This is a genomic window from Aeromonas sp. FDAARGOS 1408, assembly GCF_019048665.1.
Classification (GTDB): domain Bacteria; phylum Pseudomonadota; class Gammaproteobacteria; order Enterobacterales; family Aeromonadaceae; genus Aeromonas; species Aeromonas dhakensis.
Map to the genome: position 1 here is coordinate 3,602,754 of NZ_CP077394.1, position 23,544 is coordinate 3,626,297.

Genomic DNA, 23,544 nt, shown 5'->3' on the forward strand with positions numbered 1-23,544 from the left:
CGATTAACCACCAGGTCTCCACTCAGGTTCCCCATTTATGTTCCAAGACAATCCGCTGCTGGCCCAGCTCAAGCAACAAATCCGCGAAAACATCCCCAAGAAAGAGGGTGTGATCCGCGCCTCCGATCGGGGCTTCGGCTTTCTGGAGGTCGATGAGAAGACCAGCTATTTCGTGCCGCCTCCCTACATGAAAAAGGTGATGCACGGTGACCGGGTGACCGCCCTGATCCGCACCGAGAAAGAGAAGGAAGTGGCCGAGCCGGATGAACTGCTGGAGCAGTCCGTCACCCGCTTCGTGGCCCGGGTCAAGATGTTCCGCGACCGCCTCAACGTGGTGGCCGATCATCCGCTGATCAAGGATGCCATCAAGGCCCGCGTCAAGAAGGGTCTGGACGAAAAAGAGTTCAAGGAAGGGGACTGGGTGGTCGCCACCCTCAAGCGTCACGCCCTGGTGGACGGCAACTTCTCCGCCGAGATCACCCAGAAGATCGCCGCCCAGGAAGATCACAACGTGCCCTGGTGGGTGGTGCTGGCGCGCCACAACCTGGCCCAGGTCGAGCCGGCGGATCTGCCGGAGTGGAAGGTGATCGAAGAGGAAGAGCTGCCCCGCACCGATCTGACCGCGACCCCCTTCTTCACCATCGACGGCGCCAAGACCAAGGACATGGACGATGCGCTGGCCATCCGCAAGCTGGACAACGGCTGGGAGCTGCTGGTCGCCATCGCCGACCCGACCGCCTATGTGGCCGAAGGGAGCGAGCTGGACAAGGAGGCCGCCCAGCGCGCCTTCACCGTCTACATGCCGGGCCGCAACGTGCCGATGATCCCGCGCACCCTCTCCGACGAGCTCTGCTCCCTGAAAGAGGGCGAGGAGCGCAACACCCTGTGCGCCCGTCTGCTGATCGCCGAAGATGGCCTGCTGCTGGAGGAAACCGAGTTCTTCGCCGCCCGCATCTGCTCCCACGCCCGCCTCAACTATGACGATGTCTCCGACTGGGCCGAACACGGCAAAGCGCTGGATATCGACGCAGGCGTGCTGGCCCAGCTGCCGCTGATGAAGGCGATGACCGAGGCGCGCATCAAGTGGCGCACCGAACACGCCCTGGTGTTCCCGGACCGCCCCGACTACGACTTCGAGCTGGGCGAGAACGGCGCTGTGCTGGCCATCCACGTCGAGCCGCGCCGCATCGCCAACCGCATGGTGGAAGAGTCGATGATCGCCGCCAACATCTGCGCCGGCCGCGTGCTGGGCAAGAGCGTCGGTTACGGCATCTTCAACGTCCACACCGGCTTTGACGAGGAGTCCCTCGACGGCGCCATCGACCTGCTGAAAAGCGCCGAGGCCCCGTTCGAGAAGATCGATATCGCCAGCCTGTCCGGCTTCTGCGCCCTGCGCCGCTGGATCGACAGCCTGGACACCCGCTGGCTGGACGGCAAGATCCGCCGCTTCCAGAGCTATGCGCTGATGTCCGCCGAGCCGGGCGCCCACTACGGCCTGGGGCTGGATGCCTACGCCACCTGGACCTCCCCCATCCGCAAATACGGCGACATGGTCAACCATCGCCTGCTCAAGGCCGTCATCGCCGGCAAGACCCCGGGTGAGCGTCCGAGCCTGGAGCTCACCGAGCACCTGACCGCCTGCCGCCGCCTGCACCGCATGGTGGAGCGCGACATCGGCGACTGGCTCTATGTTCGCTACCTGAAAGCCGATGCAGGTACCGACAAGGTGTTCAACGCCGAGATCATCGACGTGATGCGCGCCGGCCTCAAGCTGCGCCTGCAGGAGAACGGTGCCGTGGTGTTCATGCCCGCCCGCCACATCCTCGACAACAAGGAGCGGCTGGAGTGCAACTGGGACAACGGCCGCGTCTATCTGGACAAGACCGAGGTCGTCTACGAGCTCGGCCAGATCATCGAGGTCAAGCTGACCGAAGCGGTGGAAGAGACCCGCTCCCTCATCGCCAAGCCGGCGGTAGAGCTGGTGCCGGGCCCGGCGCCGGTCGCCCCGGCCAGCGAAGCCGAGGCCACACCGGCGGCGGAAGCGCCCAAGGCCGAATAAGCCAGGCCTTCCCTCCTTGCAAAAGCCCGCACCCTGCGGGCTTTTTTATTGGGTCATGCCGCCCGCCTGGTCAGAAGATCACTTTTTGTACGCCCCTGGCTTGCCAGTGGCTCGTCACGGGCATAGAGTGAATCCACAAATGAATGAACGAACGTTCGCTCATAAAGAGTGTTCAGGCAAGAGGCATCCCCATGACCACCAACAACCTGCGGCTGGAGCAGCGCCGCGAGCAGATCATCCAGGCGGCGCTCGGCTGCTTCATCGAGCGGGGCTTCCACCAGACCGGCATGCGCGACATCGCCGCCGCTGCCGGGGTGAGCCTTGGCAACCTCTACAACCACTTCGCCCGCAAGGAGGAGCTGATCGCCCACATCGCCTCGCTGGAGGCGGCCGAGCTGCAACCCTTGCTGGATGAGCTGGTCCAGGGGCCGGCCCGGGCGGCGCTGGCCCGCTTCGCCGCCGGCTACCTCGCCTGGTCGCTGACCCCGGAGAACCTGCTGCTCGGCACCGAGATCCTGGCCGAGCTGACCCGCCATCCCGAGATGGCGGCCACCTTCGCCAGCAACCAGCGCCAGCTGTGCGATGCCCTGGCGGCGACGGTGCGCCGTGGCCAGCAGGCGGGGGAGCTGGCCGCCCACCTGCAGCCGGATCTCACCGCCCAGCTGCTGCTGGACGCACTGGAGGGGCAGGCGGTGCGCCACGCCCTGGCCCTGCATCCAGAGCAGGCACCGGTGGAACAAAGGTTGCCGTCCCTGCTGGACCAGTTGCTGGGCCCGGCCCGCTGATCACCCCAAGGAGTCACCACCATGACGACCCCGCACAATCGACTGGAAGGACTGGATCTGGCCCGTGCCATGGCCCTGCTCGGCATGGTGCTGGTGAATTTTCGCATCGCCATGGGGGTGTTGGCGGGGGGGTCGACCTGGCTCAAGCCCCTGCTGGATGCACTGGAGGGGCGCTCCGCCGCCAGCTTCGTGGTGCTGGCCGGCATCGGGCTCGGACTGTCGACCCGCAAGCTGGCGTGGTCGGCGGCCATGACCCACATCGCCAGGCGGGCCCTGTTTCTGCTGATCGTGGGGCTGCTCAACTACCTGGTGTTTCCGGCCGACATCATCCACTACTACGCCGTCTACTTTCTGCTGGGGGCCTGCTGTCTCCGGCTTCCCTCCCCCTGGCTGCTGGCCCTGATCCCGCTGCTGGCGGCAAGCTTCGTGGGGCTGCTGTTCCTGCTCGACTATGATCGGGGCTGGCAGTGGCACAGCTTCAGCTATCCCGAGTTCTGGACCCTGGCCGGCTTCGTCCGCAATCTGCTGTTCAACGGCTGGCACCCTGTGGTGCCCTGGCTGGGCTTTCTGCTCTACGGCCTCTGGCTGAGCCGCCAGTCTCTGGCCAATCCGGTCACCCAGCGCTGGCTGCTGGCCGGTGGGGTGAGCGCCATGGTGTTGGCAAGGGGGCTGTCACTCTGGTTGCCAACCCTCTTGCCGAACCCTGAGCTGGCGCCGCTGCTGGCGACTCAGCCCATTCCCCCGGCGCCGCTCTACCTGCTATTCGGCATGGGCGCGGCCAGCACCCTGATCGCCCTCTGCCTCTGGCTGAGCCGTACCCTGCCCGAGGCCCGCTGGTGGCGAGTGTGGCTGCCTGTCGGCCGGCAGACCCTGACCCTCTATCTGGCTCACATCATGTTCGGCATGGGGATGTTGGAGGCCATCGGCTGGCTGCAAGGGCAGGATCTGCCCGAGGTGGTGCTGGCCGCCGGCCTCTTCGCCCTGGCGGCCCTGCTGTTTGCCAATCTCTGGAGTCAGCGCTTCGAGCGAGGCCCGCTGGAGTGGCTGATGCGCCGGCTCTGCGGCTGAAGAGCATCATGAAAAACTGAAAGTAGGTTACAAAATAATTGATTCATTGGTTATTTTAATGTGGATTCAAGCAATTCATCGTCAACACCCTCACTTTTCAGGTCGGACGGATCGCCCCATTTGAATACAAATAATGAAAATGAGAAATAGATCACATTGACATCAGGTTTGCGCAAACAACAAAGAGTGACTTGCATCACATAAAAACGATGCTGGCGGCAGCAAAGAGCGAAATGTAGCCGAAATACAGAGAGTTGATGTGATCCACATCACTATGAAGGGAGGGGGGAGGTCGAGGTATTTGAGAGCTGCGTCACAAGACACCCCGTTTTCAGCCTAATTTGATCACAAGCTGGTAGATTGAAGTTGCTTAGACGACAGGGATGGCGGTTCGGCAAAACCGGCCAGCCCGACTACCACTTTTAATCAAACAGGCTTAAAACGGGGTCCCGACATGTTATCACCGGATACCAAAGTCAAGATACAGAATTTTGGACGCTTCCTGTCCAATATGGTCATGCCCAACATAGGCGCCTTCATCGCCTGGGGCTTTATTACCGCCCTCTTCATCCCCACCGGCTGGCTGCCGAGCGAAACCTTGGCCAAGCTGGTCGGCCCCATGATCACCTACCTGCTGCCGCTGCTGATTGGCTATACCGGCGGCAAGCTGATGGGCGGTGAGCGCGGCGGCGTGGTCGGTGCCATCACCACCATGGGCGTCATCGTGGGGACCGACATTCCCATGTTCATGGGCGCCATGATGGTCGGCCCGCTCGGTGGCTGGGCCATCAAGCGTTTCGACAAGGCGATGGAAGGTCGCGTCAAGAGCGGCTTCGAGATGCTGGTCAACAACTTCTCCGCCGGCCTCATCGGCATGCTGCTGGCGATCCTCGCCTTCTTCGTGATCGGCCCCTTCGTCAAGGTGCTCTCCGGCGTACTGGCCGGTGGCGTCGGCTTCCTGGTGGACAACAACCTGCTGCCGCTCACCTCCATCTTCGTCGAGCCGGCCAAGATCCTGTTCCTCAACAACGCCATCAACCACGGCATCTTCTCGCCGCTGGGGATCCAGCAGGCCACCGAGCACGGCCGCTCCATCTTCTTCCTGATCGAAGCGAACCCGGGCCCGGGCATGGGCGTGCTGCTGGCCTACATGGTGTTCGGTCGCGGCGCCGCCAAGCAGTCCGCTGCCGGTGCCTCCATCATTCACTTCTTCGGCGGCATCCACGAGATCTACTTCCCGTATGTGCTGATGAACCCGCGCCTCATTCTGGCGGTGATTGCCGGCGGCATGACCGGGGTGTTCACCCTGACCCTGTTCAACGCAGGTCTGGTCTCCCCCGCCTCACCGGGTTCCATCTTCGCCGTGCTGTTGATGACACCGAAAGCCTCCCTGATCGGGGTCGCCCTCTCCATCATCAGCGCCACCCTGGTCTCCTTCCTGGTCGCCGCCGTGTTCGTCCGTGCCCAGCAGCCGGAAGCCGACGAGGCCGATGCCCTCGGTGAAGCCACTCGCAAGATGAAAGCCATGAAGGGTGCCAAGCCCGAGACCGCAGCGGCCAAGAAGCCGGGCGGTGAACTGATGGCGGTACGCAACATCGTCGTCGCCTGCGATGCGGGCATGGGCTCCAGCGCCATGGGCGCCGGCCTGCTGCGCAAGCGGGTGCAGGCCGCCGGCCTCGACATCAGCGTCACCAACCGCGCCATCGATCAGCTCGACGATCAGGTGGACTGGGTCATCACCCACAAGGATCTGACCGAGCGGGCCCGTCGCCACGCGCCGCACGCCCACCACATCTCGCTCACCAACTTCCTCGACAACGGTCTCTATCAGGAGCTGGTACAGAGCCTGACCCAGGCCGCCAACGATGACGTCGCCAACCCGCAGCTGCTGGTGGCCGCCAACGACGACAGCTATGAGCCGCAGGCCGCCGAAGTGTTCACCCTGAGCCGCCATGACGTGCACCTGGGGCTCAAGGCCGACAACAAGGAGGCCGCCATCCGGGCTGCCGGCAAGCTGCTGGCGGAGCGGGGCTACGTGGCGCCCGACTACGTCAACGCCATGCTGGAGCGCGAACAGCTGGTCTCCACCTACCTCGGTGAATCCATCGCCGTGCCGCACGGCACCATCGCCGCCAAGGAGTTTGTGAAGCGCACCGGCATCGTCATCTGCCAATACCCGGCCGGGGTTGCCTTCGGCGAGGCGGCCGATGAAGTAGCGCGGCTGGTGATCGCCATCGCCGCCCGCAACGACGAACACATGCAGGTGATAACCCGCCTGACCAATGCACTGGACGAACCCGGCCTCATCGACCGGCTGGCCAGCACTCAGGATCCCCAGGAGTTCCTGGATCTGCTGGGTGCCGAACAGGCTGCCTGATCGTCCTTCATCGTCTTTGGTTCAAGAGGTTAATATCATGAAAACATTGCATTTTGGTGCCGGCAACATAGGTCGCGGCTTCATCGGAAAATTGCTGGCGGATGCCAGCCATCAGGTCACCTTCGCCGACGTCAACGAGACCCTGATCGACCAGCTCAACCACCGCCAGGAGTACAAGGTGCACGTGGTGGGAGCGGATCAGAAGCTGGACGTGGTGCGCAACGTGGCGGCGGTGAGCTCCGCCGGCCACGAGGTGATCGCCCGCATCATCACCGCCGATCTGGTCACCACCGCGGTCGGCCCCAACATTCTGGACAAGATTGCCAGCACCCTGGCCCAGGGGCTGCAGGCCCGCTTCGATGCCGGCAACCTGACACCGCTCAACGTCATCGCCTGCGAGAACATGGTGCGCGGCACCAGCCACCTCAAGCAGGAGGTACTCAAGTACCTGCCGGTCGCGTATCATGCCACCCTCGACGCCTGCATCGGCTTCGTCGACTCGGCGGTGGACCGCATCGTCCCGCCGGCGGCGGCCAACGATGATCCGCTGGAAGTGACAGTGGAGAGCTTCAGCGAGTGGATCGTCGACCAGACCCAGTTCAAGGGCGAGCTGCCGCAGGTGGCGGGCATGGAGCCCACCGACAACCTGATGGCCTTCGTCGAGCGCAAGCTGTTCACCCTCAACACCGGCCACATCGTCACTGCCTACCTCGGCAAGCTGAGGGGCTATCGCACCATTCGCGAGGCGATCGAGGATCCGCTGATCCGCAGCAAGGTGCGTCGCGCCATGGAGGAGAGCGGCGCCGTGCTGGTGCAACGCTACGGTTTCGACCCGCGCCTGCACGCCGCCTACATCGAGAAGATCCTGGCCCGCTTCGCCAACCCCTATCTGGTGGACGAGATTGACCGGGTCGGCCGTCAGCCGCTGCGCAAGCTGGCGGCGGGGGATCGGCTGGTGAAGCCGTTGCTCGGCACCCTGGAGTACGGCCTACCCAGCGATCACCTGCAGGAGGGGATCGCCGCTGCGCTGCACTATCGCAATGCCGATGACCCGCAGGCGGTGGAGCTGCAACAGCTGCTGGCGGAGCTGGGCCCGGCCCAGGCCCTGGCGCGCATCACCGGCCTGACCGCCGACAGCGACATCGTCAGCGCCATCGTCACCCGTTATGGCAATTTGAAGTGACCTGATGAGGCGCCACCGTGCCGGCCCGCGCAGGCCGGCCACCAAAGCGCCTCATACGATAAAAACCGGGAGAGAGGCCCACTCTCTCCCAGTCAGCTGGACCCAATGCACTTATGACCACACACCAGGAAGATGAAGTACTGGAACGACTGAACGAGCAGGATGGCCCCCGCGGCTTCTTTCTCGAAGTCGTGACCATCCTGGAAGAGGCGGTCGACTCCCTGATGCGACGCGCGTTCCGTCAGGAGGAGTATGCCGTCAAGTACGCCATCGAACCTTTGCTCAACCAGAGCGGCCCCCTCGGCCAGCTGGAGGTACGCCTCAAGCTCATCTTCGCCCTCGGCCTCATCTCCCTCGAGCGCTATCAGGATCTCGAGGCTTACCTGAAAATCCGCGATTTTCTGGTACGCGACCCCAAGGATTACCGCTTCAGCGACAAGCCGATCCGCGATCTGCTGGCACGTCTGCACGGCGTCAGCCAGGGCGGCATGATGCCGCAGGAGGCCCCCGCCAACGAGGAGGACTGGCCCTTCTACCAGATGCAGCTGAACCGGCTCGATCAGGTGGTGCGCTCGGCGCTGGTGCTGGCGGTGGCCGACTGCGTCACCGAGCTCCACAAAGAGAGCCCCATCTAATCCGGCTGGTGGCCGTAGCCTGCGGCCCCCTGCCTCACCTTCCCCGCAACCGTGACGCCCGCTGTCGCGCGACCCGCGTCCCCCCTTGCTCCCGCCGCCGGCTGGTGTCAATCTGACCATCTTCCCCACTACACTTCCTCCAGGTCCATTGCCCCAACCGAGGTCTGCATGATCGCTCTCTCCCTGGCCGGGATCGCCCTGGTCTCAGTGCTGGCCCAGTGGCTCGCCTGGTCGCTGCGGGTGCCCGCCATCCTGTTTCTGTTGCTCACCGGCCTGCTGCTGGGGCCGGTCGGCGGCCTGCTCGACCCCGATGCCCTGCTCGGCGACCTGCTGTTTCCGCTGGTCTCCCTGTCGGTCGCCATCATCCTGTTCGAGGGGGCGCTCACCCTGCACCTGGCCGAGCTCAAGGGGATCGGCAAGGTGGTGCGCAACCTCTGCTCCACCGGCATGCTGGTAAGCTTCGCCGTCATCGGCAGCGCCGGCTACTTTCTGCTGGGGCTGGACTGGCGGGTCGCCATGGTACTCGGCGCCGTGCTGGTGGTGACCGGCCCCACCGTGGTCGCCCCCATGCTCAACGTGATCCGCCCGACCCGGGAGGTGGACCGTATCCTGCGCTGGGAGGGAATCGTCATCGACCCCATCGGCGCCCTGTTTGCGGTGCTGGTGTTCGAGGCGGTGCGCCTCGGCAGCCAGGGGGATCTGGTCGGCCACACCCTGCTGGCGCTGGCCAAGACGGTGGGAGTAGGCTCGCTCATCGGGGTCGGTGCCGGCTGGCTCACCACCCTGCTGATCCGCAAGGACTGGCTGCCGGTCAGCCTGCACAAGTTCGGCGTGCTGGCGCTGGTGCTGGTCACCTTCAGTCTCTCCAACTGGCTCAGCCACGAATCCGGCCTGCTGGCAGTGACCGTGTTCGGCATCTGGCTCGCCAATCAGGAGGGGCTGGATCTGGAGGAGGTGCTGGCCTTCAAGGAGGATCTCGCCGTCATCCTCATCTCCTCCCTCTTCATCCTGCTGGCGGCCCGCCTCGATCTGGCCCAGCTCTGGCAGCTCGGCCCCATGGTGCTGGCGCTGCTGTGCGTGGTGCAGTTCGTGGCACGCCCGCTCTGCATCCTGGTCTCCACCTGGGGATCCGATCTCTCCTGGCGGGCCCGTGCCCTGCTCGGCTGGATCGCGCCGCGCGGCATAGTGGCGGCGGCGGTCAGCGCCTCCTTCGCCATCAGCCTGCATGAGGCCGGCATTGCCGATGCGGACAAGCTGGTCCCCCTGGTGTTTGCGGTGATCATCTCCACCGTGGTACTGCAGAGCCTCACCTCGGCGCCGCTGGCCGGTCTGCTGAAGATGCGCCAGAGCGCCCCCAACACCTGGCTCATCATCGGGGCCAACTCGGTGGCGCGAGCCATCGGCCGGGCACTGGCGGACCAGGGGGTGCCGGTCCAGCTCTGCGATCCGGCCTGGGAGTTCTGCCGTCAGGCACGGATGAGCAACCTGCCCTGCTACTTCGGCAACCCGCAATCCGAGCACGCCGAGCTGCACCTGCCGCTCACCAGCATCAGTACCGTGCTGGCGCTCTCCCCCAACCGCCACAACAACGCCCTCGGCGTGCTGCACTTCGCCCACCTCTACGGCGAGGAGAAGGTCTACTCGTTGCGCTCCAGCGAACAGCACGGCAAGGCCAACCGGGAGAGCGCCACCTTCCGCGCCCGTCAGAACCTGTTCGGCCCCGACATCAACTACGCCAGGCTGAGCGGCCTGCTGAGTCGGGGTGGCCAGATCAAGGCAACCCGGCTGAGTGAGGCGTTCGACTGGGCCCAGTACCAGGAGGCCAACCCGGGCGCCATCCCGCTGTTCGTGCTGGATGGCAAGGGGCGGACCCGCATCGTCACCGGCCCCGTCGAGCCGCTGGCCGGGGAGCTGCTGATCGCCCTGCAGCCCCCCAAAGAGGGGGCCGGCCAGTGAACTCTGCCGAATCGACCGCCAACCCGCTGCTCGCCCCGCTGCTGGCACTGCTCAGGCAGGCCAGCGGCAGCTACAAGGTGCACGAGCTGCTGGCCGAGCTGCGCCGCCGGGAGCTCATCCCGCCTCTGCCGGGGGACGAGCAGCAGCAGCTGTTTCGGCTCAACTTCCTCATCATGAACGCCCTCTACCAGCTGCAGGCCGAGCTCCACGATGAAGGGTGGTGGCTGGTGATCAGCACCCTGGATATCCGGCTCGAACCGCTCTCCCCTCGCAACACGACAAGCGCCCTCGCCCGGGGCGAGGCGCTGCGCAGCTACTACCTCGACTGGCAGGTGTTCTGGCAGACCGACCGGGAGGAGGTGGAGGCCCTGCTCGGCAGCTTCTGGCGGGCCTACGCACGGGATGAACACAGGGCCGAGGCACTGACCCTGTTCGCCCTGCCGGCCGGGGCGGGGCCTGACGCCATTCGCCGCCGCTGGCGTGAGCTGGCACTGCAACACCATCCGGATCGGGGGGGCGACGCCGACACCTTCATCCGCCTGCGCTGGGCCTGGGAACACCTCAAGACGGCCAAATGAGCCGCCTGATGGCGGCCGCAACCACTAGACTTGAAGTGGCATCAAGCGTCACGGGAGGATGTCATGACAGTCAATGAACTTCGTCTGCTCTACCAGCAACAAGCCTTCAAGGAAGCCGAGATCCTGCAGGATGCCATCCTGCCCGGCTGGATCGTGGAGTTCAGGGGACAGGACGGCAAACTGTACGAGATGACCGACACCCTGGGTTGCCCCCTCAGCTTCGGCTCGGTCGAAGAGGCCCGCCAGCATGTGCATCTGGTGGCGGACTGCCCGATCCAGATCGAGCACCTCTACCGCTTCTTCGAACGCTGAGAAACTGGCAGGCGCAAAAAAGGCTCCCACGGGAGCCTTTTCTCATTCCGGTTGCAGGGGATCAGCCCCCTTGCCCTCCAGCCGTCTGACCGGCTTTTGCAGGATCAGGTTGGCGGGATAGGTGACCAGATCGCCGTTGTCATCGCGTACCCGCACATAGAAGAGGCCGATCTCGGTGATGACGCCGGTGACCGAGTCATCCTTGTCGAGGATCCGGATCCGATCGCCAATCCGGTAGGGGAAGGCGAAGAAGATGGTGATGCTGGCGGTGATGTTGGAGAGGATCGACCACTGCGCCACCATGGCGACCCCCAGCACCGCGAAGAAGGAGGAGGCCAGCACCACCAGCCGCGAGAAGTCGAGCCCCCACACCCCGGCCAGGATCAGCAGGGTGGCGCAGCCGAGCAGGAAGTGGAACACGTGCTCCACGTAGAGCACCCGGTTCTCGCTCACCTGCCGGCTCTGGCCGAGGGCCATCAGGCTCTTGTGAATGAGGCCGCGAACGAGGGTATGGCCCAGCAACAGCAGCAGGGTCACGCCAAAAGATTCCCATGTGGTCATGTCGGCTCCTTACCACCAGCGTCTGTGTTTGAGCCAGACCGCCAGCCCGGTCGCCAGCGCCACCAGGGATCCGCAGAAGATCCAGAAGGCGGTCGGGCTCTCGGCCCCGGGAATGCCTCCCAGGTTGATGCCAAACAGGCCGGTCAGGAAGCTGGCGGGCAGGAACAGCAGCGCCATCACCGACATCTGATAGGCGCGGCGGTTGGTCGCCTCCGCCATCAGGTTGTTGATCTCGTCCGCCAGCACGGCAGTGCGCGCCACCCCGGCATCCAGATCGTCCAGCCAGCGCCGCAGCCGATCGGCGATGTCGAGCAGGCGTCGCCTGTCGTCCTCGTCCAGCCAGCTGATCTTCTCGTTGGCGAGGCGCGCCACCAGATCCCGCTGAGGGGAGAGGTAGCGGCGGATCATGATGAGCTGTTTGCGGATCAGCGCCAGCCGGCCGTTGGCGGGCAGGTCGCGCATCAGCACCTGCTCTTCCAGATCCAGGATCTGATCGTGCAGCTCCTCGACGAACTCCCCGGCCCGATCGGTCAGGGCGTCGCAGATCTCCACCAGCCAGTCGGCCGGGGTGTCGGCGCCGCCCCCCAGCTTCAGCTGCTCGAAGACATCTTTTTCCGACAACAGCGGCCGCCGCCGGCTGCTGATGATGAGATCCGGCGTGATGAAGATCCGCAGCGCCACCATCTCTTCGGGCCTGTGATCCTTGTTGTGGTTGATGCCGCGCAGGATCAGCAGCACCGTCTCGCCCATCCGCACCAGCTTGGGGCGATTGCTCTGGCCGAGCAGGGATTCGCGTGCCGCATCACCCAGCAGCGGCGTCTGCAACAGCCAGCGCGCCGCCTCCGGGTTGCCATAGTCCAGATGCAGCCAGCCTGGCTGCGCTGCCGGAATCTCGCTGCCCGCCGCCAGCGGCTGCATGCCCCCCCTGCCATCCAGGGTCAGGCCATAAATCACGTCACTGGGCACCCGATCCATCTGCTCGTCCTTCTCGCTCATGTTCATCGGCCCAGCTTACACCAAAGCCGGACCCGACTCAGCCCCGGGGCAGCCGGCCGCCCCCGGCCGTGCTAAGATGCGCCACTCGTTTCAGACACAGGAAACCATGCCATGCCCATCTGGGTTGATGCCGATGCCTGCCCCATTCCGGTCAAGGAGATCCTCTACCGTGCCGCCCACCGTGCCCAGGTGGTGACCACGCTAGTGGCCAATCAGGGGCTGCGGGTGCCTCCCTCCCCCTTCATCAAGACCCAGCAGGTGGAGAAGGGCTTCGATGTGGCAGATCATGTCATCGCCCAGCAGGTCAAACCCGGCGATCTGGTGATCACCGGTGACATCCCCCTCGCCGCCCTGGTGATCGATGCCGGCGGCGAGGCGCTCAATCCCCGCGGCGAGATCTACACCCGCGAGACCATCAAGGCGCGGCTCGGCATGCGCAACTTCATGGAGGAGCTGCGCTCGGCCGGGGTCCAGACCGGTGGCCCGGCCCCCCTCAACGCGGCCGACAAGCAGCGCTTCGCCAACGCGCTGGACAAGTGGCTGGTCAGGGGCAAGCTGAGCTGAGCCCGCTCTCCGGCGCCCTGCCGGGGAGACCCATTCATTTCCTTTTGCGCTTAATTCTTTCTTAAGGGAGCTGAACTAACCTTGTGGCTGTTGACCCAACCACCCGCAAGGAGCAAGCAATGAAATTGACCCCCCTGTTGTTACTGATCCCTCTGTTGAGCGGCGCAGCCCTGGCCGATCCCCAATGTACCCAGGCCGACAAGAGCAAGTGGATGAGCGAAGCCGACGCCCAGCAGCAGATCAAGGCGATGGGCTATGACATCAAGAAGTTCAAGGTCACCGAGACCAACTGCTACGAGATTTACGGTTGGGACAAGGATAAGCGCAAGGTCGAGATCTACTTCGACCCGACCGATCTGAAGAAAGTGAAAGAAGAGATCGACGAATAACGCCGCGTTGGGCCGGCAATGCGCCGGCCCCAGCCTTGGAGCCTTGCCATGACCCCTACCTCTGAAGTGAAAGTCTGGGATCCCCTCATCCGGGTGTTTCACTGGGCTACCGTCACCCTCTGCCTGCTCAACTTCTTCATCCTGGAAGAGGGGAGCAAGCTCCACAAGTACGCCGGCTACGCGGTGGGCATCCTGCTCATCATCCGCCTGCTGTGGGGACTGATCGGCCCTCATTACGCCCGCTTCGGCCAGTGGTGGCCGACCCCGGCCCGGGTGCGCTACTACCTGCGCCAGCTGGCCAGCGGGCATCACCCCTACTACCTCGGCCACAACCCGGTCGGCGCCCTGATGATCTGGCTGCTGCTGCTGTCGCTGGTCGGCACCGTGGTCACCGGCTGGCTCACCACCTGGGATGCCTTCTGGGGCGAGGACTGGCTGGAGGAGCTGCACGGCATCCTCGCCAACACCCTGATGGCCGCCGTCGGTGTCCATGCGGCCGTGGTGATCCTGACCGATCGCCTCACCCGCAGCGACCTGGTGCGCGCCATGGTGCTGGGCAAAAAACGGGTGCCCGCCGACACCAAGGTGGAAGATCCGCGCAGTTAATGACCGGGCCGCCCGCCGGGCCCCGGTTTTTTGCTGCAATGGCCCGCGACACTGGTAAGATGCGCCGCCATTTTCCCATGTCGTAGCCATCATGACCGCCCAAGGGCACCTGCTGTTTTCCGTTACCTGCACCCTGGTCGCCCACAAACTCCAGCTGACGCCGGCCCTGGCCGACGCCAGCCTGTGGCAAACCGTACCCGCCGCCCTGGCCAGCGCCCTGCTGCCGGACCTCGACCACCCCAAGTCGGTATTGGGGCAGCGGCTGCCCTGGATCTCGAAACCCCTCTCTCGCCTGTTCGGTCATCGCGGCTTCACCCACAGCCTGCTGGCGGTGGCGGTCGCCATCTGGGGGCTCAACCAGCAGTTGCCGCCCGATACTCTGCCGGTCGGGGTCAAGGATGCCCTCATCATCGGCTACCTCAGCCACCTGCTGGGGGACTGGCTCACCCCGGCCGGCATCCAGCTCTTCTGGCCCAGCAAGCGCCGCTACCGGCTGCCGGGTTGGCCGCTCAGAAGCGGCGGCGCCCTCGAGACCGGCTTTTGCACCCTCACCCTGCTGGCCGCCGGTTACTGGGCCCACTGGCCTGGCTAGGTGGTCGGCCGCCAAAAAAACAAACCCCTGCCGAGGCAGGGGTTTGTCGTGGTGAGGGCGGGTGGATGACTTACAGCATCACACCGGCGATCACGGCGGAGAGCAGGCTCACCAGGGTGGAGCCGTACACCAGCTTCAGACCGAAGCGGGAGACCATGTTGCCCTTCTCTTCGTTCAGCGCCTTCACCGCACCGGCGATGATGCCGATGGAGCTGAAGTTGGCGAACGACACCATGAAGATGGAGAGGATGCCGACGGTACGCGGAGAGAGCTGGGCCGCGATCTTGCCCAGATCCATCATGGCCACGAACTCGTTGGTCACCAGCTTGGTCGCCATGATGGAACCGGCCTGCAGCGCTTCACTGCCCGGGATACCCAGGATCCAGGCGATGGGGTAGAAGATGTAGCCCATGACGTGCTGGAAGTTGACGCCGAATGCCATCTCGAACAGGTAGTTGATGAGGGCGATCAGGGCGATGAAGCCCACCAGCATGGCACCCACGATCACCGCCACGGTGAAACCGGCCATGATGTACTCGCCCAGCATCTCGAAGAAGTTCTCTTTCTTCGGGGTGTGGTGCTCGTCACCCTCGGACAGCGCCTTGGCGTCGGTCACGGTATTGTCCGGCTCGTAGGGGTTGATCAGCGACAGCACGACGAAGGTGCTGAACATGTTGAGCACCAGGGCGGCGACCACGTAGCGCGGCTCGATCAGCTGCATGTAGGCACCGACGATGGACATGGAGACGGTGGACATGGCGGTGGCGGCCAGGGTGTACATCTGCTTCTCGTTCAGGTGCGGCAGTATGTTCTTGAGCGCGATGAAGTTCTCGGACTGGCCGACGATCATGGAGCTGATGGCGTTGAAGGATTCCAGCTTGCCCATGCCGTTGATCTTGGCCAGCACGGTACCGATGCCGCGGATCACCAGCGGCAGCAGACGGATGTACTGCAGGATGCCGATCAGCACAGAGATGAAGACGATGGGCATCAGCACCATCAGGAAGAAGGAGAAGGCCCCTTCATTGACCAGGCCGCCGAACACGAAGTCGGTCCCCTGCTTGGCAAACTCCATCAGCTTGGTGAAGCCGGCGGCAAAGCCACCCACTACCGCCAGACCCACTTCGGAGTTCAGCATGAACCAGGCCAGCGCCAGTTCGACCACCAGCAGTTGGCCGATATAGCGCGGCTTGATCAGTTTCCAGTTGCGGCGGTTTGCCAGCAACGCCAGAGCGAGGACCATGACGAGTCCGAGCACAAAGTGAACGTATTCCATACCTGTAGCACCTGAGTGAATTGTAATTTTTGACCGGCGCCATCATAGACATTTGCATATTTAAAAATTCAGATAGCCATCACAATCTGCGGTAAAAATATGCATGTTGGATAATACAAACGTTTTTAAATTAATTAAACGCTCATACAAGCATCCAATCATTGTTTAATAAATAACAAAGTACAATATAAACAATCACTTAAAAATAAATCAGGTATTTGTAAACTCCTGTTTTCACAGCTTAATTACATTCACTCAATACTCGCAAGGCCACGCAGAAGTGGTCAGAACAAATTTACGACAAGTTTATTTAATCAAGGCAGGTTGAAAAACGTTTATCTTATTTGCGATGAATGTAGGCGGAGCCAAATACATATTTCCGCGACCGCGAACTACTGCTCCGGATTGCCAGGGGGCTGCGGTGAGCCGACCCCTTGCCGCCGGGCTGACAGTCACGAACAGAAGCAGCCGCTCAAATTTGCAGCACATCCAACGGCGGATTCTGGTACAATGCGCGCCCTTGCGCCCGGCGCAGCCCGTTTTCTCCCATATAGAGTCCTTTTGTGAACAACGAATTTAGCAGCCTGAACCTCTCCCCCGCCCTGCTCGAGAACCTCGCCAGCCTGGGTTATCTGCAGATGACCCCGATCCAGGCCCAGAGCCTGCCCCTGGTACTCGACGGCAAAGACTTGATCGCCAAGGCAAAAACCGGCAGCGGCAAGACTGCGGCCTTCGGCCTCGGCCTGCTCTCCCGCCTCGACGTCAACCGGCTCGAGGTACAGGCGCTGGTGCTCTGCCCGACTCGCGAGCTGGCGGATCAGGTTGCCACCGAGATCCGTCGTCTCGCCCGCACCCTGCCCAACGTCAAGCTGGTGACCCTGTGTGGCGGCACCCCGACCGCACCGCAATCGGCCACCCTGAGCTTCGGTGCCCACATCGCCGTCGGCACCCCGGGCCGGATCCTCAAGCACCTGGAGCAGGGCACCCTGGCGCTCGACAGCCTCAAGACGCTGGTGCTGGACGAAGCGGATCGCATGCTGGACATGGGCTTTGGCGAAGACATCAACCGGGTTATCAGCCACGCCCCGCGCGACCGGCAAACCCTGCTCTTCTCCGCCACCTATCCGGAGGGGATCGCCCAGATGAGCCGCGGCGTGCAGCGCAACCCGGTCGAGGTGAGCGTGGAGTCCCTGCACGAGGAGAGCGCCATCGAGCAGAAGCTGTATGAAGTGCCGGCCGGTCAGCGCCTCGAGGCCCTCGGCTGGCTGCTCAGCCACTATCAGCCGGGCTCCTGCGTGGTGTTCTGCAACACCAAGCGCGCCTGCAACGACGTGGCCGATCATCTGGCCGCCAAGGGCTTTTCGGCGTTGGCGCTGAACGGCGATCTGGAGCAGCGCGAGCGGGACCAGGTGCTGGTGCGCTTCGCCAACGGCAGCGCCACCATACTGGTGGCCACCGACGTGGCCGCCCGCGGGCTGGATATCAAGGAGCTGGGCGCCGTCATCAACTACGAGCTCACCTATGACCCCGAGGTGCACGTGCACCGCATCGGTCGGACCGGCCGCGCCGGCCAGCAGGGCCTGGCCCTGAGCCTCTATCAGCCGAACGAGGCCCAGCGCGTCAACATCATCGAGGAGTACCAGCAGGCCCCGCTGCCGCTGGGAGATCTCGACAGCATCGGTCGCGCCATCAAACCCATAGCCCCGCAGATGGTGACCCTCTCCATCGATGCGGGCCGCAAGAGCAAGGTGCGCGCCGGTGACATCCTGGGCGCCCTGACCGGTGAAGGCGGCATTGCCGGGGCCGATGTTGGCAAGATCCAGATCGCCGAGCAGTACTCCTACGTGGCGGTCAAGCAGGGCGTGGCCAAGACGGCGCTCAAGCGACTGCAGGAAGGCAAGATCAAGGGTCGCAGCTACCGTGCCCGCAAACTGGGCTAAGGTTCAGACCACAGGCGCCCCAGCGGCGCCTGTTTCATATTTATCCGTGCCCATGAGAACAAGGCAGGTGCCATGACGACCCCAGAAGTGAGCTGCCAGAACTGCGAGGCCTGCTGCTGCCGCCTCGAAGTGATGCTGTTTACCGATACCGGCGTACCGGATCGCTATGTGGAAGAGCGGGAAGGTGAAGTGCCGGTGATGCACCGGCTGGAAGATGGCTGGTGCGCGGCGCTCGATCGCAACACCATGATGTGCCGCATCTACGAGGTACGCCCCCTGATCTGTCGTGAGTTCGAGATGGGTGAACCGGACTGTATCGACGAGCGGGACAAGTGGTTTATCAAACTCGATTGAGCCGCCCCTCGATCGCACTCACCGCGATGATGTGCCGCATCCATGAGGTGCGCCCCCTTATCTGCCGTGAGTTCGAGATGGGTGAGCCGGACTGTATCGACGAACGGGACAAGTGGTTTATCAAGCTCGATTGAGCCGCCCCTCGATCGCAACACCATGATGTGCCGCATCTACGAGGTGCGCCCCCTGATCTGCCGTGAGTTTGAAATGGGTGAGCCGGACTGTATCGACGAGCGGGACAAGTGGTTTATCAGGCTGGATTGAGCCGCCCCTCGATCGCACTCACCGCGATGATGTGCCGCATCCATGAGGTGCGCCCCCTGATCTGCCGTGAATTCGAGATGGGTGAGCCGGACTGTATCGACGAGCGGGACAAGTGGTTTATCAGACTGGATTGAGCCCGGCCAGTTGCTGCTCCAGCCAGTGCAGCGCCTCGTCGGTCTGCTCGAAGTAACGGATCCCCTGAAACGGCAAGCCGCTGAACACCTGATCCGCCAGATACTGCTTGAAACTGCCCGCCAGCACCACCGCCAGAAAGGCGCAGCCGTTGTTGGCGCACCATTCGAACTGACGGCGAAAACGGGCAAGCACCTCGGGCCCTGCCGCCTCGAATTCGGTCGCCACCTCGACTATGCCCCAGGGCCCGGCACTCAGGCTGGCGATCTGCTGGCTGAACTGCGCCTCATAGGCCATGGCCCCCGCCAGATTGAAGGGGCCGCTCGGCCGGCAGATCAGCACCTGGCCCTGTCGCTGCATCTCGAAATGGCCGTGGGGTCGCAACTTCACGTCTGCCTCCTTCCCTGGATTCTTCGCCGTGCAAGCACTCTCTTATGTTGCAACAAGGTAATGATCTCTCTGCCAAAAGTCCATTTTGACAAGGTTCGCCTAGAGGGGTTTGCGCCACCTTCTGACCGGCGGCAAACCGGTTCGGCATGCACTCGGCTACCTCCACGGACAGCCCTCATGTTCTGTTGCAGTTAATAAAACGTTGCTGTTATCATCCGCGCCGCCACCAACATTCCACCAACTGAAACGTTAACCCAAGGCGCAAGGAACAGAGATGAAAAATCGGGACGCGAACCACTATCAGCGCATCTGGCGCTGGCACTTCTATGCGGGTCTCTTCGTCGCCCCCTTCCTGATCCTGCTCTCGCTGACCGGGATCGTCTATCTGTTCAAGCCCCAGCTCGACAACCTCATGTATCCCGAGCTGATGAAGGTCGCCTCCGTCAGCCAACCGCTCAGCGCCGACCAGCTGCTGGTAAAGGCGATGGCGGCCATGCCGGACGCCAGCCTGAGCAAATACCTGCCCCCCACAGGCCCGGAGGCCAGCGCCCAGTTCATCGTCCGCCAGGGGGGCAGCGAGCTGACCCTGTTCCTCGATCCCGCCAGCGGCGCCCTGCTCGGCACCATGGACAACAAGTGGAATCTGCAGGCGGTGGCGCGCTCCCTGCACGCCGATCTGCTGCTCGGCACCACCGGAGATAGGCTGATCGAGCTGGCCGCCGGCTGGGGCATAGTGCTGCTCCTGAGCGGGCTCTATCTCTGGTGGCCACGCAAGGGGCCAGGGGTTGGCGGCATCCTGTGGCCGCGCTGGAGCCAGCGTGGGCGGCTCTGGTGGCGTGACCTGCACGCCGTGGTCGGCTTCTGGGGTGCCGGTTTCCTGCTGCTGCTGCTCTTGAGCGGCATGACCTGGACCGGTTTCTGGGGCGATCAGTTTGCCGCCGTCTGGAACCGCTTCCCGGCCGCCATGTGGAACGAGGTGCCCAAGTCGGCGCCCCTGGCCCGCAGCCTCAACCATGCCCACCAGCAGACCGTGCCCTGGGCGGTGGAAAACACCCCCATCCCCAGCTCGGCCGAGCCCAAGGCCCACGACCACAGCGCCATGGGACACGGTGGCGAGCATGACGGCATGGTGATGGCGGAGCACCGCATCCCGCTGCAGCAGGTGGTGGAGATCGCCACCGCACGCCGGGTCACGCCGGGCTACAGCATCACGCCGCCGGCCGGGGCGAGCGGTGTCTACACCATCGCCATCTTTGCCGATGATCCGCGCAACGACGCCACCCTGCACATCGATCAATACAGTGGCAAGGTATTGGCCGACGTGCGCTGGCAAGACTACGGCCCGGTCGCCAAGACGGTGGAAACCGGCGTCATGCTGCACATGGGCAAACTCTACGGCTGGCCGCATCAGCTCGCCATGCTGCTCATCTGCCTGCTGGTGCTGCTGAGCTCGGTGAGCGGGCTCTGGATCTGGTGGAGCCGTCGTCCGCAGGGCCGCCTCGCCGCCCCGCCGCTGCCGACCACCCTGCCCCCCATGCGCGGCGCCCTTGCCCTGCTGATCCTGCTCGGCATCTGCTTCCCGCTGGTGGGCGGCTCCATGCTGGTGATCTGGCTGCTGGACAGCCTGCTCTTCGCCCGCCGTCGGGCTCCCAAGCTGGCACGGGCCAGCTAGCGTTACCTCAACCTGACGCACCAACAAGCGGGCTCCCGAATGGGAGCCCGCTGGTTTTCAACCCGTCTTTACTCCTGCTCCACCAGCTGGAGGATCTTCCTCGCCTTCTCGAAGTGATCGAGGCGCTGGGTCTGGATCCACCAGGTCGCCGCCTCCATCAGCAGCTCGGGGTCGTCATTGCGGTTGGCAAAAAACGCATAGAAGGAGACGCCGACCGTCTCCCCCTTCTGGGCAATCTTCTGCTGGCACACCTGGATGATTTTCTGCTTGAGCGAGTCGCGCATGGCGGCCCTCCTGGCCGATGAGTGAATGGCCGGACAGCATACCCCAACCAGCAAAAAGGCTCCCCTGCGGGAGCCTTTCTTCATTGCCAGACAAGGTCGTCAGGATAGCGCCAGCCCGATGGAGAGCAGCAGGCTGTAGAGGAAGGCGCTGATGGCGGTCTTCTTGAGCGAACCGGTCAGCACCTCACCGTCGAAGCTCTGGCGCAGGGTTCTGGCGGCATCGGTGAGCGGCTTCATGGCAGGCAGGAAGATCCAGGGCCAGAAGCTGGCAGGCTGGGTCAGGATGAAGGCGATGGTCGCCAGCAGCGCCGCTCCCAGCAGCACCCAGTGATAGGCGATGGCCCGGTTGCGGCCGAGCCGCACCGCTAGGGTGATCTTGCCGCTGGCGGCGTCGGTCTCGATGTCGCGCACATTGTTGATGTTGAGCACGGCGGTCGCCAGCAGGCCGCAGGCGGTGGCCGGCAGCAGCAGATCCCACTGCAGGGTCTTGGTGAACAGGTAGTAGGAGCCGAGTACCCCCAGCAGACCGAAGAAGAGGAACACCGAGATGTCGCCGAAGCCGCGATAGCCGTAGGGGGTCTTGCCCACCGTGTAGGTGACGGCGGCCACGATGGCGGCACCGCCCAGCAGCACGAAGGTGAGGATCTGCAACCACTGATCGCCGAAGGCGCAGCCCAGCAGGGCGAGGCCGCTGACCACGGCGGCCAGCGCGGTCAGCGCCATGGCCACGCACATCTGCTTGCGGGTGATGAGGCCGGAGACCACGGCGCGCTGGGGGCCGATCCGCTCGCCATTGTCCGCCCCGGATACCGCATCCCCATAGTCATTGGCCAGATTGGAGAGGATCTGCAGCAAAATGGCGGTCAGCAGGGAGAGCGCCATGATGGTGCCGTCGAAGGCGCCGCGGCTGGCCGCCAGCCCGGATCCCAGCAAAATGGAGGAGCACGCCAGCGGCAACGTTCGCAAACGCGCCGCCAGCAACCAAATAGATAAGGTATTTGTCATATTGTGATGGCCAAACAATCAGATATTGATCGTGTTAAGGGTTATCGAACCGGATTTCGGTATACTTGGCCCCTCGGGAGTTGGCTCCCCGGGCGATTTACATGGACGAATGGGCAGATAATATATAGGAATAATCGCTCCTTTGGCATAAACCAACGGCATCCTTCTGCAGGATGGACCGTCACTATCGGCTCATAGACGAAATCCATGTTGGCTCAGACCCATATCAAGCAACAACTGGACGCCCTGCGTCATGGCAATGCCAGCGGCTTCGTGCGACTGCGCGTCGCGATCGAGGTTCGCTCCTTTCTGGGCTGGCTGGCGGCGCAGACTCTCTATCCCCGCATCTATTGGCATGCCAGAGGACAGGACAAACCCGAATACGTGGCACTGGGCTGCCTGCGCGAGCTGACCGAGCCCAGGGCGATCCGCCAGGTCTGCGAGCACACCAGCCAGCCCCATGATGACAGCCCCCGCTACTATGGCGGACTGGCATTCGACCCGACCCAGCCCGGCTGGCAGGGGTTCGGCCCCTGCCGTTTCGTGCTGCCCCGCATCGAGCTGGTGCACCGTGGCGAGTGCATCACCCTCTGCCTCAACCTCTGGCTGCCGGAGCAGACCGGTGGCGACGCCTTCGAGGCCGAACTGCAGGCCGCCGCCGCCGCCCTCGACGCCCTCCAGCCGGAGTCGCCCCTGCCCCCGCTGGCCCGCCACCCGTGGCAGCGGGAAGATTGCCCGAGCCAGCCCCAGTGGCAGACGCTGGTCGAGCAGGTGACCGCCCCCGACTTCCAGGCCCACACCCCCAAGGTGGTGCTGTCGCGCCAGAGCCGGCTCACCCATGAGGGTGCGACGAATGCCACCGAGCCGCAGGCCGTCGCCCCTTGGTCGCTGCTGGCCAGTTGGGCACAGCACGGTCAGGACTGCTTTCACTTCGGCTTCCAGTTTTCCCCCGAGCAGAGCTTCATCGCCTGCTCCCCCGAGCGACTCTACCGTCGTGAACAGCAGCACCTCTTCACCGAGGCGCTGGCGGGCACCATCCGCCGCTCCGGCGACGAGGCGACCGACGCGGCGCTGGCCGCCGAGCTGCTGGCCGACAGCAAGAACCGGCTGGAAAACCGGCTGGTGCACGCCGATATCCTCAGCCGGCTGGCGCCGCTCACCACGGATGCCACCCTGACCGAGCCGCGCATTCTCAAACTGCGGCTGCTGCAGCACCTCAAGTGCGACATCGAGGCCGAACTCAAGCCCGGCGTCTGCGACTGGCAACTGCTGGAGGCGCTGCACCCCACCCCGGCGGTGGGTGGCGCTCCGCGCGAGGCGGCGCTGGCCTTCATCCGCGAACGCGAGCCCTATGATCGCGGCTGGTATGCCGGCGCCTGCGGCATGCTGAGCCGGGAGACCTCCGAGTTCTCGGTCGCCATCCGCAGCGCCCGCATCACGGCGCAGGCCATCACCCTGTTTGCCGGCGCCGGTATCGTCGCGGGTTCCGAGCCTGCCGCCGAGTGGGCCGAACTCGACAACAAGATCGCCAATGTGCTCTCCCTGCTGGGATAGCGTTTCTCATCG

At 63.9% G+C, this 23,544-nt stretch carries 24 protein-coding genes and 1 pseudogene; 19 read left to right on the forward strand and 6 right to left on the reverse strand.

Translation table 11 applies throughout. The features are described 5' to 3' along the window. The first annotated feature begins 37 nt into the window (after window positions 1-37). The 9 genes from I6L38_RS16555 to I6L38_RS16595 all read left to right on the forward strand — a co-directional run bounded on the left by I6L38_RS16555 (window position 38) and on the right by I6L38_RS16595 (window position 10,953). On the forward strand, window positions 38-2,059 hold the full coding sequence (locus I6L38_RS16555) for an exoribonuclease II (RefSeq protein WP_043169402.1): 2,022 nt from the start codon (window positions 38-40) through the stop codon (window positions 2,057-2,059). A gap of 191 nt (window positions 2,060-2,250) precedes the next feature. Beyond that, complete coding sequence (locus tag I6L38_RS16560) at window positions 2,251-2,844, forward strand: TetR/AcrR family transcriptional regulator (protein ID WP_043169404.1); 594 nt, start codon at window positions 2,251-2,253, stop codon at window positions 2,842-2,844. Between the two features lie 21 nt (window positions 2,845-2,865). Next, a complete protein-coding gene (locus I6L38_RS16565; protein ID WP_216988743.1) occupies window positions 2,866-3,912 on the forward strand; it encodes a DUF418 domain-containing protein in 1,047 nt (348 codons plus the stop codon). Between the two features lie 454 nt (window positions 3,913-4,366). Then, on the forward strand, window positions 4,367-6,289 hold the full coding sequence (locus tag I6L38_RS16570; RefSeq protein WP_216988744.1) for a PTS mannitol transporter subunit IICBA: 1,923 nt from the start codon (window positions 4,367-4,369) through the stop codon (window positions 6,287-6,289). A gap of 37 nt (window positions 6,290-6,326) precedes the next feature. Beyond that, on the forward strand, window positions 6,327-7,472 hold the full coding sequence (locus I6L38_RS16575) for a mannitol-1-phosphate 5-dehydrogenase (RefSeq protein ID WP_054544001.1): 1,146 nt from the start codon (window positions 6,327-6,329) through the stop codon (window positions 7,470-7,472). Between the two features lie 113 nt (window positions 7,473-7,585). Further along, entirely contained in the window at window positions 7,586-8,107 is a 522-nt protein-coding gene (locus I6L38_RS16580; RefSeq protein ID WP_005308438.1) for an MltR family transcriptional regulator, read from the forward strand. Between the two features lie 168 nt (window positions 8,108-8,275). Next, window positions 8,276-10,063 (forward strand): sodium:proton antiporter, encoded by a 1,788-nt coding sequence (locus tag I6L38_RS16585; protein WP_010635247.1) that lies wholly within the window; start codon window positions 8,276-8,278, stop codon window positions 10,061-10,063. Next, window positions 10,060-10,641, forward strand: coding sequence for a DNA-J related domain-containing protein (locus I6L38_RS16590; protein WP_216988745.1), 582 nt, complete (start codon window positions 10,060-10,062; stop codon window positions 10,639-10,641). Before I6L38_RS16585 ends, I6L38_RS16590 begins: the two co-directional genes overlap by 4 nt. 63 nt (window positions 10,642-10,704) lie before the next feature. After that, window positions 10,705-10,953, forward strand: coding sequence for a hypothetical protein (locus I6L38_RS16595; protein WP_005308429.1), 249 nt, complete (start codon window positions 10,705-10,707; stop codon window positions 10,951-10,953). A gap of 42 nt (window positions 10,954-10,995) precedes the next feature. Here the strand turns inward: I6L38_RS16595 and I6L38_RS16600 are convergent, their stop codons facing one another. Both I6L38_RS16600 and zntB read right to left on the reverse strand, forming a co-directional pair. After that, window positions 10,996-11,514 (reverse strand): mechanosensitive ion channel domain-containing protein, encoded by a 519-nt coding sequence (locus I6L38_RS16600; RefSeq protein ID WP_216988746.1) that lies wholly within the window; start codon window positions 11,512-11,514, stop codon window positions 10,996-10,998. 9 nt (window positions 11,515-11,523) lie between these two features. Continuing rightward, window positions 11,524-12,516 (reverse strand): zinc transporter ZntB, encoded by a 993-nt coding sequence (gene zntB / locus I6L38_RS16605; protein WP_065018365.1) that lies wholly within the window; start codon window positions 12,514-12,516, stop codon window positions 11,524-11,526. 105 nt (window positions 12,517-12,621) lie between these two features. On the opposite strand from zntB, the gene I6L38_RS16610 reads away from it, so the two are divergent. The 4 genes from I6L38_RS16610 (at window position 12,622) to I6L38_RS16625 (ending at window position 14,661) form a co-directional block, all read left to right on the forward strand. Beyond that, complete coding sequence (locus I6L38_RS16610) at window positions 12,622-13,074, forward strand: YaiI/YqxD family protein (protein WP_005308419.1); 453 nt, start codon at window positions 12,622-12,624, stop codon at window positions 13,072-13,074. 119 nt (window positions 13,075-13,193) lie between these two features. Beyond that, window positions 13,194-13,463, forward strand: a complete 270-nt coding sequence (locus I6L38_RS16615) for a PepSY domain-containing protein (RefSeq protein WP_017785821.1) — start codon at window positions 13,194-13,196, stop codon at window positions 13,461-13,463. 48 nt (window positions 13,464-13,511) lie between these two features. Then, a complete protein-coding gene (locus tag I6L38_RS16620) occupies window positions 13,512-14,069 on the forward strand; it encodes a cytochrome b/b6 domain-containing protein (RefSeq protein ID WP_005308410.1) in 558 nt (185 codons plus the stop codon). A 91-nt stretch (window positions 14,070-14,160) separates the two neighbouring features. After that, complete coding sequence (locus tag I6L38_RS16625) at window positions 14,161-14,661, forward strand: metal-dependent hydrolase (RefSeq protein WP_216988747.1); 501 nt, start codon at window positions 14,161-14,163, stop codon at window positions 14,659-14,661. A gap of 70 nt (window positions 14,662-14,731) precedes the next feature. On the opposite strand, the gene I6L38_RS16630 is transcribed toward I6L38_RS16625, so the two are convergent. After that, window positions 14,732-15,937 (reverse strand): NupC/NupG family nucleoside CNT transporter, encoded by a 1,206-nt coding sequence (locus I6L38_RS16630; protein WP_005308404.1) that lies wholly within the window; start codon window positions 15,935-15,937, stop codon window positions 14,732-14,734. A gap of 563 nt (window positions 15,938-16,500) precedes the next feature. Between I6L38_RS16630 and dbpA the strand changes: the two genes are divergently transcribed. The 4 genes and pseudogenes from dbpA to I6L38_RS16650 all read left to right on the forward strand — a co-directional run. Further along, window positions 16,501-17,877: an ATP-dependent RNA helicase DbpA gene (gene dbpA, locus I6L38_RS16635; RefSeq protein WP_017765206.1), complete on the forward strand. Its 1,377-nt coding sequence runs from the start codon at window positions 16,501-16,503 to the stop codon at window positions 17,875-17,877. A gap of 72 nt (window positions 17,878-17,949) precedes the next feature. Then, the gene (locus tag I6L38_RS16640; protein WP_017765205.1) at window positions 17,950-18,231 is read left to right on the forward strand and encodes a YkgJ family cysteine cluster protein; all 282 of its coding nucleotides are present in this window, start codon (window positions 17,950-17,952) and stop codon (window positions 18,229-18,231) included. Continuing rightward, window positions 18,228-18,365, forward strand: coding sequence for a hypothetical protein (locus I6L38_RS16645; protein WP_156141315.1), 138 nt, complete (start codon window positions 18,228-18,230; stop codon window positions 18,363-18,365). Before I6L38_RS16640 ends, I6L38_RS16645 begins: the two co-directional genes overlap by 4 nt. A gap of 7 nt (window positions 18,366-18,372) precedes the next feature. After that, a pseudogene (locus tag I6L38_RS16650) lies at window positions 18,373-18,495 on the forward strand (YkgJ family cysteine cluster protein); the annotation flags it as partial. Window positions 18,496-18,615: 120 nt separating this feature from the next. On the opposite strand, the gene I6L38_RS16655 reads toward I6L38_RS16650, so the two are convergent. Then, entirely contained in the window at window positions 18,616-19,017 is a 402-nt protein-coding gene (locus I6L38_RS16655) for a hypothetical protein (RefSeq protein ID WP_043169424.1), read from the reverse strand. Window positions 19,018-19,291: 274 nt separating this feature from the next. On the opposite strand from I6L38_RS16655, the gene I6L38_RS16660 reads away from it, so the two are divergent. After that, window positions 19,292-20,689 carry a PepSY domain-containing protein gene (locus I6L38_RS16660; protein ID WP_043169425.1) on the forward strand — a complete coding sequence of 466 codons (1,398 nt, stop codon included), beginning with the start codon at window positions 19,292-19,294 and terminating at the stop codon, window positions 20,687-20,689. 68 nt (window positions 20,690-20,757) lie between these two features. Here the strand turns inward: I6L38_RS16660 and I6L38_RS16665 are convergent, their stop codons facing one another. Together I6L38_RS16665 and I6L38_RS16670 are read right to left on the reverse strand one after the other, a co-directional pair. Continuing rightward, a complete protein-coding gene (locus I6L38_RS16665; protein ID WP_010635255.1) occupies window positions 20,758-20,973 on the reverse strand; it encodes a DUF6500 family protein in 216 nt (71 codons plus the stop codon). Between the two features lie 99 nt (window positions 20,974-21,072). Continuing rightward, complete coding sequence (locus I6L38_RS16670) at window positions 21,073-21,978, reverse strand: 1,4-dihydroxy-2-naphthoate polyprenyltransferase (protein WP_005308387.1); 906 nt, start codon at window positions 21,976-21,978, stop codon at window positions 21,073-21,075. A 207-nt stretch (window positions 21,979-22,185) separates the two neighbouring features. On the opposite strand from I6L38_RS16670, the gene I6L38_RS16675 reads away from it, so the two are divergent. Continuing rightward, window positions 22,186-23,532 (forward strand): isochorismate synthase MenF, encoded by a 1,347-nt coding sequence (locus I6L38_RS16675; RefSeq protein ID WP_201882594.1) that lies wholly within the window; start codon window positions 22,186-22,188, stop codon window positions 23,530-23,532. Window positions 23,533-23,544 lie beyond the last annotated feature (12 nt).

Coding starts and splice junctions, on each gene's coding strand:
- I6L38_RS16620 (WP_005308410.1), top strand. CDS start 13,512: ATGACCCCTACCTCTGAAGTGAAAGTCTGGGATCCCCTCATCCGGGTG.
- I6L38_RS16585 (WP_010635247.1), top strand. CDS start 8,276: ATGATCGCTCTCTCCCTGGCCGGGATCGCCCTGGTCTCAGTGCTGGCC.
- I6L38_RS16660 (WP_043169425.1), top strand. CDS start 19,292: ATGAAAAATCGGGACGCGAACCACTATCAGCGCATCTGGCGCTGGCAC.
- I6L38_RS16640 (WP_017765205.1), top strand. CDS start 17,950: ATGACGACCCCAGAAGTGAGCTGCCAGAACTGCGAGGCCTGCTGCTGC.
- I6L38_RS16665 (WP_010635255.1), bottom strand. CDS start 20,973: ATGCGCGACTCGCTCAAGCAGAAAATCATCCAGGTGTGCCAGCAGAAG.
- I6L38_RS16595 (WP_005308429.1), top strand. CDS start 10,705: ATGACAGTCAATGAACTTCGTCTGCTCTACCAGCAACAAGCCTTCAAG.
- I6L38_RS16615 (WP_017785821.1), top strand. CDS start 13,194: ATGAAATTGACCCCCCTGTTGTTACTGATCCCTCTGTTGAGCGGCGCA.
- I6L38_RS16610 (WP_005308419.1), top strand. CDS start 12,622: ATGCCCATCTGGGTTGATGCCGATGCCTGCCCCATTCCGGTCAAGGAG.
- I6L38_RS16625 (WP_216988747.1), top strand. CDS start 14,161: ATGACCGCCCAAGGGCACCTGCTGTTTTCCGTTACCTGCACCCTGGTC.
- I6L38_RS16555 (WP_043169402.1), top strand. CDS start 38: ATGTTCCAAGACAATCCGCTGCTGGCCCAGCTCAAGCAACAAATCCGC.
- I6L38_RS16580 (WP_005308438.1), top strand. CDS start 7,586: ATGACCACACACCAGGAAGATGAAGTACTGGAACGACTGAACGAGCAG.
- I6L38_RS16630 (WP_005308404.1), bottom strand. CDS start 15,937: ATGGAATACGTTCACTTTGTGCTCGGACTCGTCATGGTCCTCGCTCTG.
- I6L38_RS16600 (WP_216988746.1), bottom strand. CDS start 11,514: ATGACCACATGGGAATCTTTTGGCGTGACCCTGCTGCTGTTGCTGGGC.
- I6L38_RS16670 (WP_005308387.1), bottom strand. CDS start 21,978: ATGACAAATACCTTATCTATTTGGTTGCTGGCGGCGCGTTTGCGAACG.
- I6L38_RS16565 (WP_216988743.1), top strand. CDS start 2,866: ATGACGACCCCGCACAATCGACTGGAAGGACTGGATCTGGCCCGTGCC.
- I6L38_RS16575 (WP_054544001.1), top strand. CDS start 6,327: ATGAAAACATTGCATTTTGGTGCCGGCAACATAGGTCGCGGCTTCATC.
- I6L38_RS16560 (WP_043169404.1), top strand. CDS start 2,251: ATGACCACCAACAACCTGCGGCTGGAGCAGCGCCGCGAGCAGATCATC.
- I6L38_RS16570 (WP_216988744.1), top strand. CDS start 4,367: ATGTTATCACCGGATACCAAAGTCAAGATACAGAATTTTGGACGCTTC.
- I6L38_RS16675 (WP_201882594.1), top strand. CDS start 22,186: ATGTTGGCTCAGACCCATATCAAGCAACAACTGGACGCCCTGCGTCAT.
- zntB (WP_065018365.1), bottom strand. CDS start 12,516: ATGAACATGAGCGAGAAGGACGAGCAGATGGATCGGGTGCCCAGTGAC.